Raw genomic sequence first — 13,126 nt, 5'->3', positions numbered from 1 at the left:
AGTTAGTAAATGTACATGTTGTTCAAATATATTATTTTTATTGAAAAAATATGATAGAAAGCAATGAAAAAATGAGAAACGAAAAAAGAGAAACGAAAAAAAGAGACATTCACAACAAGTAGTTGAAAATGCCTCTTTATATAATTTAAATTCATTAACCAACTAATAGTTGGATTGTTATACCTGAAGGGTCCTTTGTAAAGGTAACGCCATTTTCTACAAAAACAAAAGCTCCCATATTCTTTAAACGATCTACTACCACCGATTTTTCTTCTTCACTTGGAAATAACAACGTAAAATTCTTTAATCCTGCACTACGATCAGAAGGTGCAATTCCTCCTGCACTATGCCAAGTATTTAAACCGATGTGATGATGATAACGTCCAGTTGAAATAAATAACGCCTGGCTTCCATATTTCGTTACAACATCAAATCCAAGCCCTTCACAATAAAACTTCTCTGTGTTATTTAAATCAGAAACTTGTAAATGGATATGCCCCATAATTGTTCCTTTTGGTAGTCCAATAAAAGCTTCATTCTCAGTAAGTGCCAAAAGCCCCTCTACATCTAATCGTTTACTATCCATAACGACATACTCATTATGCCATTGCCAATTCTCTGATGGACGATCTGCATAAATTTCAATACCATTCATATCTGGATCCGCTAAATAGATTGCTTCACTCACTAAATGATCCGAACCACCTTGGAGTGGATTTCTAGTTTCAATCAGATGCTTAAGCACAATACCTAAATCTTTTCGAGTAGGTACTAATAAGGCAAAGTGATATAATCCTGTATTTTGCTCATTTCTAGGTGTAACATTATCTGGCTGCTCTAATTTAATTAAAACATTTACCCCATCCGCTGTTAAACTAGCATTTGTAGTTGAATGTTCCAAAACTTTTAAACCAATAACCTCTTGATAAAACGCTAATGAACGCTCTAAATTTGCAACTTTTAATTCAACTGTTGGAGCATAAACCTTTGGCTTTTGATGAAAATTCATTTTAATTTACCTCCTCTAGAAAATAGTACAATTAATGTTAACACTAACAGAATGAATGGAGCCATTGCAACACTCATGCCTTGACCCGCATGTAAATGAGTAAATACAGCTCCTACCATAATAATTGCTAATCCAACTGAAGCAAGCTTACCTAAAATCAACTTCCAATAACCAACTAATAAACCGATTGCACCTAACACCTCAAATGAACCAATTGTATACATCATCCCTTTTGAATAACCATAAACCTCTTTAAAATCATGTAACATCTGAGTATTGCCACTTAATTTCACAAATCCGGACATTAGAAATGCAATAATTAAAATCCCTTGAATAATTCGAGTAAACCATTTCATTTAAAAATCTCTCCCTTTTGTTTGTTTTTTACTGAACTTATATTAAGCACAGTTAACTTTAGAATGTTTTTACTGTTCTTAATTTAGAAACAGTAAAAATTAAAAAAATAGTGTTGTTTATGCTAGTTGGTTACTTTTTGTAAGTGCGTTTGATTTAAGTACAGTATATGCGATAACTGTTCTCATTTCAAGTGCATTTTTATTTTTTGTTTAACCATTATCTTAAAATTAGAATTTGGAGGCTTGTTGAAATCCTTTGGGTGAATGAAGTTTTTCAAAAAATATAATTGTTTGATCAGACTAATACCTTGTAAAAAATAATTAGTTATTTATATCTCCTGTTTCCAGCTTCTTGTTTAAAACCATATAATCATTTCTACTAAAAGAGATTGTTACTCGATCTAATCGATCCCCACTTGGATATAAAAATAATTGTTGATTGAACTTTATGCCTAAAGGTACAACTGTTTAATAAATAAGATTTAATATTTTAAAACTGTCTAGATCTACTCCTTCTTTCAAATGATTTTTAACATGGATAATTACAAAATCATCAATGCTTTCAAACCTAGGTTTTCGGGAAGAAGAGATATTATTAGCTTTACAAAGCCTTTTTAATAGATCTTGATAATAATCATTTTGTTTCATATAAAACACCTCACTTTTTATTATTTTATAGAAGCATTAGATACTCTAACATCCGCAAGTGAAAATGCTGATCAAGAATTACTTTATGGATGCTTCATACTGACCAAATAAATAGAAAGAGATAGTAAATGAAGGGCAGTTTCATTGTTTTTAATTGGAGAATTGGTATTTTTATTTGCAGCTACCTTATTTTAATTGCTGTTTTAGTAATTTTAATTGCGCCTCACTCGTTATTCGTAGACTTGACAGCTTTATTTGTACACAATGGTTTTTATATGTATTCGTTCTATCCCCAATAAAATAAAAATATCGTACATTCAAATGTACGATATTTTCAAAGTGATTCGATTGTTTTATGACTGGCACGTCTTACAAAATCCGCCAAAGTATAGTTACATAAAAAGCCAAGTAAGTGCTCTTCTGCTTCAATTGCAAATTCTGAAAATACGTTGTTCATTACACGTCCACTAGTACAATCAGATGTGGATTCAATTAGTGCGGTTGATAGAGGTTCTGTCATTTGTAGGGCAATGTAGACTTGTTTTAAAGTAATTTCCTCAGGTGACTTAGCTAATAAATAGCCGCCATCTCGTCCTTCTCTTGCTTCTACTATTTTTTCTTTTACGAGGGGAGCCATGATTCTTCTCATAAATGAAACACCTGATCTAATATGTTTTGCGATTGCTTTACTTGGTGTAACCCCTTCTGTTGTTGCTAGTAAAACTAATGCCTGAATAGCAAATCCGAACCACTTAGGTGTAACGGAATTTTTACAACTTGACATCATTTATCACCATCCAGTGATATTATTATCCCCCGTTTTTGTTCCCCTTGCAAGTATATAGTAGTTTTTAGTCTTGTTTAAATGTAAGTAGAAAACGATTTACTGGATGGATCTAGTTGTTTTTAGACAATAAAAAAAGGATAGAAAGTTTGCTTTCCATCCTCATTTTTTATTTAACGAGCATAACCGCCTAGGCTTTGTTCTGCCATTTGAACTAGACGTTTCGTAATTTCCCCACCAACTGAACCGTTAGCGCGTGAAGTTGTGTCTGGCCCTAAGTGCACTCCAAATTCAGAAGCTATTTCGAACTTCATTTGCTCAATTGCTGAATTTGCATTTGGTGAAGCATATTGATTTGAAGATCTTCTGTTTGCCATGTTGTTGACTCCTTTGTCTTTTGGATGCTCTGATGTTGTTTATCAGATTAAAGATAGTATGATTCTAAAAATTTATTCTATACATTTATTTACAAATTTTTTTCTTTTTACCAAAAGTACTTCTTGTTACCATATGAAGTTTTCCTGTATAAATATTTCCAAGTTCAAAAACTTGTATTATGTCTTTAGATTTTCTATAATCTTAGCATACTGTATATAATTAAAACACAGTTTATCAAATGAAAACGTCGCGTTATTTCCATATATTGAAAATTGTTTTTTAGGAGGAAAATTTTATGATGAATAATCGTTTCCAAGATAAAGTTGCTAAGAATTTAAGTGAGATACCTTTATCTGTATTAGACTTAGCACCAGTTGTTGAAGGAAGCACTCCTGCTGATGCTTTTAAAAATAGTCTTGATTTAGCACAGCATGCTGAAAAATGGGGATATCACCGTTACTGGTTTGCCGAACATCATAATATGCCTGCAGTTGCAAGTTCAGCTACTTCCGTTGTAATTGGACATATTGCAAGTGGAACATCAACGATTCGAGTTGGTTCTGGGGGAATCATGTTACCAAATCATGCTCCATTAGTCATAGCAGAACAATTTGGAACATTAGAATCACTACATCCAGGTCGTGTTGATCTCGGATTAGGTCGTGCCCCTGGTAGTGATATGTCAACAACAAGAGCGTTACGTAGAGATTTACGCAGCCATGAAGACTTCCCTGCTCAATTAGAGGAATTACGTAATTACTTTAATCCCCCAGGTGGAATAGGCAGCTTGACAGTTCAAGCTGTACCTGGTGAAGGTTTAAATATACCAATTTGGTTACTAGGATCTAGTGGTTTTAGTGCTCAGTTAGCTGCTGAATTAGGTTTACCATTTGCATTTGCAGCACATTTCGCACCAGACTACACAGTCCAAGCAATGCAGTTGTATCATAATAACTTTAAACCATCTGAAACTTTAGATGAACCCTATGCAATGATTGGCTTAAATGTTGTCGTTGCTGACACAGATCAAGAAGCAAAAAAACTTTTCACAACACAGCAACAATCATTTTTAAACTTAGTACGAGGCGGTAAACCAGCTCTTTTAAAACCACCAGTTGACGATATGGATGAAATTTGGAGTCCATTTGAAAAAGAAACACTTGAAAATCAAATGAAACTATCTGCTATTGGTACAATCGAAACCGTGACTGAAAAACTACAAACAGTATTAAATATAACAAAAGCTGATGAGATTATGGTAAATGGTTCTGTTTTCGATCATGCAGCACGCTTATATTCATATGAATTATTAAGTAAAGTATCAATATAAATAAAAAAAGGAGAGTATTAGATGCTCTCCTTTTTTTGTATAGATGCCCTTATTATTCCTGCTCCTTTAAAGCTTCTTGTTCGACTCTTTGTACAAATTCATGTACAGCTCTTAAATTATTCCCCTTTGGATTAGCTAGCTTTAACATTGCTCGTCCGATAAAATTTACTCCAGCATTCGTGCCTTCATAAATAAATTTTGTATGTGTATCATCGATTTTTTCTAATGTAAATGTCAGATTCGTTTCAAATGCATTTGCTAAAACAAAATGGATTTGCTTTTTTTTATATGATTCAGTATCCTCGTATGCTAATGTTTCAACAATATAAGATTCAACACGTTTTCCTTCTCTATAACTTTGCTGATGCTTTGCACCTACTTCGTTTTCGTTTTTATCGATCAAATTATGCTCTTCAACTTTTGGCATTATTTTCTTAATATTTCTATCTAAAAATAGACTCCACACTTTTTCGATATTTGTATGAATAACAATGTCTTCTTTCCATTTAATCATTATTTGTATTCTTCCTTCCTGAAGCAATATGTATATCTATTTCGCACAATTTAAAATACTAGTTCTATTATACCGAAATATGTTTTCATATCATAAAAAAAGCCCTCTCATTTAATGAGAAGACTCTGATTTTTATTTAATTTATCTTAAACTTTTTCGGTATTTATATTGGTTCCATTGAAAATGAATATAGCATCCTATGCAAAATCCATTGATTGCGATAAACGATGCTAATGCGACCAAAATTGAAAACACATAAAATAATACGTTCCAACCAACTAATGCTCCAATAAATGCTAGGGATAAGCAGGTTATTGCAATTGTTTGATTAAAATTTTGTTGACCTTTATCCTCTTGCGGATAGCTCGAAGGTTTCTTTTTTAAAAAACGTTTAGCAAATTTTATGATTGGATGGAAATCAAAAAGTAATCCACTAAGTCCACTTATTAAAGGAATAAGTAGTAGCCAGTACTGACCAGTGATCCAAGTTAATATAACAGAAATAAAGATCGTCCATTGATTTGTACGAACTAAAGGTAATGGAATTGTATTAATTTTTAGATTAGACATACCAAAAAACCAACCTTTCGTATCGGAATAATTAAGTATAATCATAATATGATTCCAGAAACAATACAATCCATAAAATCTGAAAAAAGTAAAATTATTAGAAAACAAACGGCTCTGTTGAATTTTTAATGTTGATTTTTGAACTAAAAAAGGTTGTCTAATTAGACGACCCTTAGGCACTCTTATTCAACTAAAACATTACGTTAATTGCTTAAACCCTGTCAAAATTTTGATAGAACCCTTCGATTATATATTTTCAATAATATCTCTATAATATTGTCGTAATGTTTCCTTTAAATCAGTAGGCTCTATGATTTTTACTGTTTGTCCTAATCTGGCAAGATATTTAATGATAAAGCCAAGTTCATTTGGCTCATATGTACCAATAAGATATGAATTTTCCAACTCGTAGATTAATTCCATGGATGGATAATGTTCCTGTTGAAATAACTCTATTCCTACTTGATTAATCAACCATTTAAATTGTATTGCATTTTCTGACGGCTTCCAAAGTGAATGGGAATTTTGCTTAGTAATTTCTTTTAATTCCTCCAATGGTTGAACGGTTGTTATTTCAGCTGAAGAGATACGATCACAGCGAAAAACACGGTAAGCCGTTTTATCCATATCATATGCTTGACAATACCAATATCCCTTCATTACGTATATAGCAATCGGGTGAATAATACGAAAGCTGTTTTGATATGTTATTTTTAGTACAATATTTTGAACAGCTGCCATTAATAATATTTCTAAATGTATGCTTTCTTTGATTTGTACAGTCTGTTGAAAGGATACGCGATTTTGCATCCTCTCTATATCTTGTTTTTGACATTCCGACAGAACATTTATGAATTTTTCATGTATTGTACGATAGGATACTTGAAAAGGTAAATTTGAAAAGCTTCCTAGTGCCTGCATTGCAAAGTAAAGCGCAAGGATTTCTTGATTATTAAAATAAATAGGTGGAAGCTTCATTTGATTAAGTAAACGATATCCTCCATAACGACCATATTCTGCATAGATTGGAGCTCCAATTTCTTCTAAGGAAGCTACATCTCTTAGAGCTGTCCTTTTTGATATCTGAAATTCCTGCATTATATCTTGAAGTGTAAAATGCTGCTTTTGATTGATAAACCGAAGTATTTGATTTATTCGTTCTGATTTTTTCATAAAAACACCTCTTAATGGTGCCTAGATTTGTCACCTTTAGGCACTACACTAGTAAGTGTAATCAATATTGATGTAGGAAACAATCCAATCCCATTTATCTATTGGATTACTAACCTGATTAAAGATTAAAAAAAGCAAATTACACTAAAATCTAAAGGAGTTGTTTAATTTGACAGTACAATTGAATTCATTTTTGTTGATGGATGGAAATGCAAAGGAAGCTATTGATTTTTACAAAGAATCACTCGAAGCAAATCTTTTATTTTGCCAAACATTTGGGGATGCACCAGAAGATCCAAAATCCCCTCTACCAGAAAAATTGAAGGATTTAATATCACACGCAATATTAAAAATCGGCGAGACCAATATCATGATTGCTGATATGTTTCCAGGTTTACAATATCGAAACGGCAACAATGTTAACATTTGTATTACTACCAATGAAATAGATAAAACAAATAAGTTTTACGACTTGTTGAAACAAGAAGGTCAAGTGGTGATGCCACTGAAACAAGTTCATTTTAGTCCTGCCTACGCTATTGTAACCGACAAATTCGGTATTACCTTTCAAATTTTTACAGCACGATCAGAAGAGGCTGTAAAAAGAGGTCATCAAAAAGAAAATAAAACGTTTTGAACTTATTTAACAACAGGCATCTATTTAATACCTAATTTTAAATTAGGTATTTTTTTATAGGTAATAAAAGTTGTATTAGTTACACTATTGACCTTACTCTTATTAATTATTATGAAGAGGAATGATCTCACGAATCGTTTTGTTTTTAAACTTGTACTCGACCATGACTTCGATTTTTTCATTCTTCTCAGGCTTACTTCCAAAATCAAGAAAACCACTATCGTTTACCTTCGAATTACTTTGCCAACCACCTCCGCCAGCTTCCGTTTCACTGTTCACCAGATAAGCGGAATTTAGGATAGTAGCTTTGTTATAATCCCATGCTGTACCTGTCCAACGGAAATCACCATCCTAATATTCTTCTTGTGTATTAGATAAAACGGCTTGTATATTTCCGTCTTTTGTTGTACCTACCCATATATCTTTAGCGCCTACTACTTTTGGATCCCTCGATAAACTAACGTTAATGATTAATAAGATAACCGCTAGTATAGCAGATACAGACAATATTTTTATCATTTTCCCACCTCGAATTTACTCACTCTATTAAACTATATTCTTAGAAAATCATACCAATAAGTCGGAATAATCGTAATTGGGGGAATATCACCTTTTTACAGAGAATTTTAAATAAACCTTATTCCACTAAATTGCCATTTTGCACATTAAAAAGACCACCGAAGCAACCGTTCCTTATTAAAAATACGTTAATTACTTAAAATAAAATGAAATATTGAAAATTAAATATGCAGCGGTAACCTTAACTATAATTTTTGAGTTTCCACATAACCCATAATTTTTCTCTCTTATATGTAAAAGACATTTTTAAAATTTCCTTTATTGTACCAACGCAGTAATTGTTTGTAATTTGGGGGGAATTTTGCGTTTTTTTGAATGTATATCCAACCAATCCTTGTTTAACAAAACTACCATTTACTTTAATAAGAAAATCAACAATCCACTCTAACAAAGCCAAACAAAAAAAACGATCTAAATGATCGTTTCAGTTTTAATTTTCAATTAATAGGTGCCCCATATTTAACAGGATATAAGCTTCCTTTATATGCGAAAGATATATTTCCTGTTTCTTCTGATACAACTAGGGCAAGTGCATCGCTTTGTTCGGAAATTCCAACCGCTGCTCGGTGCCTTGTTCCAAGTTTTTTATTATCGTATGTAATTTTAGAAAGTGGAAGTACATTACCTGCTGAAATGATCATGTTATTTTCAACTAGTACTGCTCCGTCATGTAACGGACTACCTGGATAAAAAATTGATTCTAATAATGCTGGAGACAGTTTTGCACCGACGTGTATACCAGAACTCATCAATTCTTCAAGTGAGTCGTCTCTCTTTACAACAATTAATCCGCCATGTTTGCGTTTGGATAAGTGTTGAACTGTGATTGCCAATTCATCAAAGATATCAGTATACGGAGAAAGATATGAATTTAAATAAAATGAGGCTGCATCCATTTGTAAATTATTAAAGACGCGATGGATATTTTCAAATTCAGTTAAAATGCCGCATCCTTTATTTTCAATTCTTCCAATCATGCCTTCGATTTTTAAATTAAGTTGAGTTAGTGTTTTTGTTATATTTTTTCTTACAGTGGGATTTAATTGAGACTCGAATTCATCCATTTCAATTTTTCATCTCGCTTTCGAACCGAATTACCTCCACTTAAGTTTCCCAAAGTTGACTATGTTATACCAATCATTACCATACTTGAATCAATGACAATTGATGGTACGTAACGAACTTGAGTTGATTATCTTGCTGCCTATGCTTCAACTTCTATTTTAATGTCTGGATTTGCTAAAGCTGATACATAAGCATAAGTTGTTGCAGGTGGGTTACCAGAATGAAATTGGCTCCAACAGTTTTGTACCTACCAAAGTACAGGTCCAACAGATTGGGGAAAATACAAAAATTTAAGGCTATAAATTTTGGAATAGTTTAACTATTAGTTATTTATACATGATATTATGAAAATGAAAGGTGGTGATATTGTGGTATGGTTTATTGTAATTGTAATTGTAATTATTGGTATAATACTTAAAATGAATAGCACTTCTAGCCATAACGAAGAAAAACATTCTCCTGAAGAAATCGTAGAAATTGCAGAATTCGAACTTAAATTCAGGTCAGAATTTGCAAAAAATAAAATGTTATTAAAGAGTGGTAGGATAACAGATAGACAATCCATGGAATGGTCAAAAAACTTATTGGAAGAACACAATGAAATTCAAAGAAGATACAATATAACACAAGAAAAAATGTCTGAATACTATGAACTTGTTTATTCTAAATCAAGCGTGCGTTTATCATAATTAAAATTATTTTTAATCCTTAGTAAAACTAGGGATTTTTTTGTAGCCCCTAAGTTCCGGACACACTTGACCTGGCCTCCTTTTTTCTTTCAAAAAACCTCAAATGCCATAAACATTTGAGGTAGTCACTTTTTATGTATACATATTATCTTAATAATTCTATTACTCTAGCTAATCCTGTAGGTGTTATTGAAATATTAAATAATGAAGCAATTTCTTTTTGATCTATGTCACTTTTAATCCAAGTTAAACCGTTTATAAATCCTTGCATTTCCAATTCTATTAATGCAGGTTCGACATCATCTATTTCTACTCCTACTTCATTATGAAGCCCTTTTTCAAAGTCTGGCTCTTTTTCTTGAAGTTCTTTAAAAATAGCCAATAGCATTAATCCTGCATCTGAAATCTTACTACCCAGAAAGAACACCACCTTTTTAGACTATTTATTCGACAAAAGGTGGTAATTTCCTTTTTTTGCTAATTTTTCTACTTATTTAATAACTTATTTGTTTTTTCAACGAGCTTTTGAAGATCCATCGGCTTTACTTGATTATTATCTAGTTTATATTTTTGTTTAAGTAAAATGATTCGTTTTACACTCTCGTTTATACGTTCTTCTGAAATTGTTTTGTTTTTCACGGCTGTTTCGATTTCTTTATAAACAGCTTTTACTTTGTTAGGATCATGAGCAACCATAATGATATCACTTCCAGCTAAAATGGAAGTAACTGCTGCTTTTTCTAAATTATAATTTTTTCCAATTGCATCCATCGTCATATCATCCGTCATGACCACTCCATCATATTTTAAATCATTCCTTAACATTGAAGAAATGATCATTTTAGACATTGAAGCCGGGTATTTGGGATCAATTTTTGGTAATAAAATATGTGCAACCATAACAGCATCTGCGTTTTGGTTGATTGCGTCCTTAAACGGTATTAATTCCAATGATTTTAAATCAGTATACGATTTGTTTACAACTGGTAATTCTAAATGGGAATCAACTGAAGTATCACCATGGCCCGGAAAATGCTTTACAACCGGGATGATTTTCTCTGATTGAATCCCTTTCATTGTTTGTATTCCTAAATTACTTACTATTTTTGGATTATTACTAAATGAACGATCACCAATGACCGGATTTTTAGGATTACTATTTACATCTAAAACAGGTGCAAAGTCCATATTTAAACCAAAAGCTTGAAGCTGTTCTCCTAGTATTTGACCAATTTCAAATGAGAATTGGCCATTATTTTTCTTTCCAATTATTTCGTTTGACGGGATCTCACCAAGATTTCCTGGTAAACGTGATACCCTCCCACCTTCTTGATCAACTCCGAATAAGATCGGTAAATGATTATTTCGATTAGCAGCCTTTATAGAATTTACAAGTTTTACCGTTTGACTGTTATTCGTTAGATTTTCATTGTAAAAAATAAATCCACCAATATGATATTGTTCAACTAGTTCTTTTAAACTATTTGAGTAATTCGATCCGTAAAAACCTGAGATAATCATTTGACCTATTTTTTCTTGAAGTGTCATCGCATTTAAAAGCCGATCTAGATTAGTGCCAGTACTAGGATTAAGCTGCTCAATCATTGATACTGAAGTATGATGCAATGTTGGATTATTATTTTCACTAGTTGGTCTTGATAAGATAAACTTCAGTTCAATATGATTTGGCAGTTCATAAACTAAAATAATTTGATCAACTTGTTGGTCCTTATAATATTTAATCTTACTTGGCTTTTTTAATTGTTTCATAATATCGTCATAGTGAATTTGTTGTAAATTAGAATCATATGATCTTACTTCATAAATTCGATTATGATGATCATATCCTACTGCAAATCCCTGTTTTTGATAGGTTAAGTAAGTACCATTAGCAACCTGATCTTTTTGGGTAGATTCCCCAAACTGCTCCGTTACATCTTTTAAAGCAGTCTTCCCTACTTCTATATTATTTTGGTTTGGAATTTCTCCTAGTTTAGCGCTTGAAAGTATCTTATTTAAAATTTCTTCCGTTGAAAGTTGACTCGAATGATTAGTCTCCGTTTCCGATTGATGATTTGTTTTATTTGGATTCGATTTTGATGAATCTTGGAAAACTTTATCTTTCAACGCAAAGTAAACACTTGTACAAACAATTAACAATAGTATTAATAAAAATATAGTTTTTTTGATAATATTCTCCTCCTAAAATATTATTTTTCCCCTCTTTACTTACTTATATTTCCATTAGTTAAGTGGGCACCTTCTAACCAATAGGTGCATACGATGAGAAAGATTAACGAGGAGGGACTAATTAGCATGACCAGTAAAAAATCCCATGAAATGATTCAACCTATAAACTACAAAAATCAAAATATGGATCAAAATATGGATCAAAATATGAATCAAAATATGAATAATCCTTACTATGATTATCACCAATATTGGTATAACGAATATCAATCATATCCTATTCATCAACAGCATCATTCAATTGACCAATCTGACATTTTTTATCGTCAGCATGCTCAAGCTACTTTCGTTTTAGTTCACGGCTCATGGGTTGATCCATTCTTCTGGCATGGAATAACAAGAGAACTACAAAAAATGGGACATATTGTTCACACACCACAGTTGCCTGGGCATGGTACCGATAAAGATAAAAATGTAAATCATGAGATGATTACAAAACAAGTTATTCATTATATAACGTCTAATAAGCTTAATAATATAATTTTGATAGGTCACAGCTTTGGTGGTACTGTCATACAAAAAGTCGCTGAACAGCTTCACGACCGAATTAAACGATTAGTTTTTTGGAATGCTTTTGTTTTAAATGACGGCGAAAGCCTGGCAGATCAATTTCCACCACAAGGACAAAAATTCCTTTTAGACTTAGCAAAACAATCTTCTGATAATACAATCAAACTACCATTTCAATACTTCCGAGATGTGTTTGTTAACTTGGCTGATTTACAAACGGCGCGGCAAATTTATAATGCGACAACACCTGAACCGGCAACGCCCCTTGTCGAAAAGCTAGATTTAAAAACGTTTTACCAATTATCTACTCCACGAAGCTTTATTAATTTACAAGAAGATACAGTAGTACCTGCAGGCGAAAATTCAGGTTGGTATCCTCATATAGCTAGTAGATTAGGAGTTTATCGTTTTATACAAGGAAGTGGCGACCATATGTCAACTGCAAAAATGTACCCAAGAAGAATGGCACAATTAATTGTAAATGCCTCACGAGATTAAAATGGACTTTGCTAGTTTATGATTGTATCACTTAATTTATTTACCTTTAAGTGAAGTGAATTGATTTAACTTCATTTAAAGGTAATTTAAATTAGATTTAATCCTATTAATATATATTTAATATTTTTGTAACATG

The 13,126-nt window shown here is 32.1% G+C and carries 17 protein-coding genes; 4 read left to right on the top strand and 13 right to left on the bottom strand.

The annotated features are described in order from the left end of the window. Nucleotides 1–154: 154 nt before the first annotated feature. The 5 genes from CN946_RS09020 to CN946_RS09000 all read right to left on the bottom strand — a co-directional run bounded on the left by CN946_RS09020 (nt 155) and on the right by CN946_RS09000 (nt 3,174). On the bottom strand, nt 155–1,009 hold the full coding sequence (locus CN946_RS09020; RefSeq protein ID WP_098860830.1) for a VOC family protein: 855 nt from the start codon (nt 1,007–1,009) through the stop codon (nt 155–157). After that, nucleotides 1,006–1,365 carry a DoxX family protein gene (locus CN946_RS09015; RefSeq protein ID WP_098860829.1) on the bottom strand — a complete coding sequence of 120 codons (360 nt, stop codon included), beginning with the start codon at nt 1,363–1,365 and terminating at the stop codon, nt 1,006–1,008. Before CN946_RS09015 ends, CN946_RS09020 begins: the two co-directional genes overlap by 4 nt. A 468-nt stretch (nt 1,366–1,833) precedes the next feature. Continuing rightward, the gene (locus tag CN946_RS09010) at nt 1,834–2,013 is read right to left on the bottom strand and encodes a hypothetical protein (protein WP_098860828.1); all 180 of its coding nucleotides are present in this window, start codon (nt 2,011–2,013) and stop codon (nt 1,834–1,836) included. 334 nt (nt 2,014–2,347) lie between these two features. Beyond that, nucleotides 2,348–2,797: an RrF2 family transcriptional regulator gene (locus CN946_RS09005; protein WP_176547273.1), complete on the bottom strand. Its 450-nt coding sequence runs from the start codon at nt 2,795–2,797 to the stop codon at nt 2,348–2,350. Nucleotides 2,798–2,970: 173 nt separating this feature from the next. Continuing rightward, on the bottom strand, nt 2,971–3,174 hold the full coding sequence (locus tag CN946_RS09000; RefSeq protein WP_056474875.1) for an alpha/beta-type small acid-soluble spore protein: 204 nt from the start codon (nt 3,172–3,174) through the stop codon (nt 2,971–2,973). Between the two features lie 296 nt (nt 3,175–3,470). Here CN946_RS09000 and CN946_RS08995 point away from each other — a divergent pair, with 296 nt between their 5' ends. Further along, nucleotides 3,471–4,505 carry an LLM class flavin-dependent oxidoreductase gene (locus CN946_RS08995; protein ID WP_483295378.1) on the top strand — a complete coding sequence of 345 codons (1,035 nt, stop codon included), beginning with the start codon at nt 3,471–3,473 and terminating at the stop codon, nt 4,503–4,505. A gap of 52 nt (nt 4,506–4,557) precedes the next feature. On the opposite strand, the gene CN946_RS08990 is transcribed toward CN946_RS08995, so the two are convergent. The 3 genes from CN946_RS08990 to CN946_RS08980 form a co-directional block, all read right to left on the bottom strand. Next, nucleotides 4,558–5,019, bottom strand: coding sequence for an SRPBCC family protein (locus tag CN946_RS08990; protein ID WP_098860826.1), 462 nt, complete (start codon nt 5,017–5,019; stop codon nt 4,558–4,560). Nucleotides 5,020–5,160: 141 nt separating this feature from the next. Next, complete coding sequence (locus tag CN946_RS08985) at nt 5,161–5,589, bottom strand: DUF4395 domain-containing protein (RefSeq protein ID WP_098860886.1); 429 nt, start codon at nt 5,587–5,589, stop codon at nt 5,161–5,163. Nucleotides 5,590–5,835: 246 nt separating this feature from the next. Further along, on the bottom strand, nt 5,836–6,762 hold the full coding sequence (locus CN946_RS08980; RefSeq protein WP_098860825.1) for a helix-turn-helix transcriptional regulator: 927 nt from the start codon (nt 6,760–6,762) through the stop codon (nt 5,836–5,838). Between the two features lie 169 nt (nt 6,763–6,931). Here CN946_RS08980 and CN946_RS08975 point away from each other — a divergent pair, with 169 nt between their 5' ends. Continuing rightward, on the top strand, nt 6,932–7,399 hold the full coding sequence (locus CN946_RS08975; protein ID WP_098860824.1) for a VOC family protein: 468 nt from the start codon (nt 6,932–6,934) through the stop codon (nt 7,397–7,399). Between the two features lie 102 nt (nt 7,400–7,501). Here the strand turns inward: CN946_RS08975 and CN946_RS23420 are convergent, their stop codons facing one another. From CN946_RS23420 to cdaS, 3 genes are all read right to left on the bottom strand, one after another. Next, complete coding sequence (locus CN946_RS23420) at nt 7,502–7,678, bottom strand: hypothetical protein (protein WP_176547272.1); 177 nt, start codon at nt 7,676–7,678, stop codon at nt 7,502–7,504. A 72-nt stretch (nt 7,679–7,750) separates the two neighbouring features. Continuing rightward, on the bottom strand, nt 7,751–7,918 hold the full coding sequence (locus CN946_RS23415) for a hypothetical protein (RefSeq protein WP_176547271.1): 168 nt from the start codon (nt 7,916–7,918) through the stop codon (nt 7,751–7,753). Nucleotides 7,919–8,415: 497 nt separating this feature from the next. Then, nucleotides 8,416–9,042 carry a sporulation-specific diadenylate cyclase CdaS gene (gene cdaS / locus CN946_RS08970; protein ID WP_098860823.1) on the bottom strand — a complete coding sequence of 209 codons (627 nt, stop codon included), beginning with the start codon at nt 9,040–9,042 and terminating at the stop codon, nt 8,416–8,418. 369 nt (nt 9,043–9,411) lie between these two features. Between cdaS and CN946_RS08960 the strand changes: the two genes are divergently transcribed. Then, nucleotides 9,412–9,732, top strand: coding sequence for a hypothetical protein (locus CN946_RS08960; RefSeq protein ID WP_098860822.1), 321 nt, complete (start codon nt 9,412–9,414; stop codon nt 9,730–9,732). 145 nt (nt 9,733–9,877) lie between these two features. Here CN946_RS08960 and CN946_RS08955 read toward each other — a convergent pair whose 3' ends face one another. Both CN946_RS08955 and nagZ read right to left on the bottom strand, forming a co-directional pair. Then, nucleotides 9,878–10,114 carry a hypothetical protein gene (locus CN946_RS08955; protein ID WP_049813506.1) on the bottom strand — a complete coding sequence of 79 codons (237 nt, stop codon included), beginning with the start codon at nt 10,112–10,114 and terminating at the stop codon, nt 9,878–9,880. Between the two features lie 104 nt (nt 10,115–10,218). Further along, complete coding sequence (gene nagZ / locus CN946_RS08950) at nt 10,219–11,859, bottom strand: beta-N-acetylhexosaminidase (protein ID WP_141546885.1); 1,641 nt, start codon at nt 11,857–11,859, stop codon at nt 10,219–10,221. Between the two features lie 189 nt (nt 11,860–12,048). Here nagZ and CN946_RS08945 point away from each other — a divergent pair, with 189 nt between their 5' ends. Then, nucleotides 12,049–12,990 (top strand): alpha/beta hydrolase, encoded by a 942-nt coding sequence (locus CN946_RS08945; RefSeq protein ID WP_286133882.1) that lies wholly within the window; start codon nt 12,049–12,051, stop codon nt 12,988–12,990. Nucleotides 12,991–13,126: the final 136 nt, after the last annotated feature.

The organism is Bacillus sp. AFS053548 (assembly GCF_002575105.1).
Taxonomy (GTDB): domain Bacteria; phylum Bacillota; class Bacilli; order Bacillales; family Bacillaceae_G; genus Gottfriedia.
The sequence above is the reverse complement of the archived record's forward strand: the minus strand, read 5'-3'. Positions and strand labels throughout refer to the sequence as shown.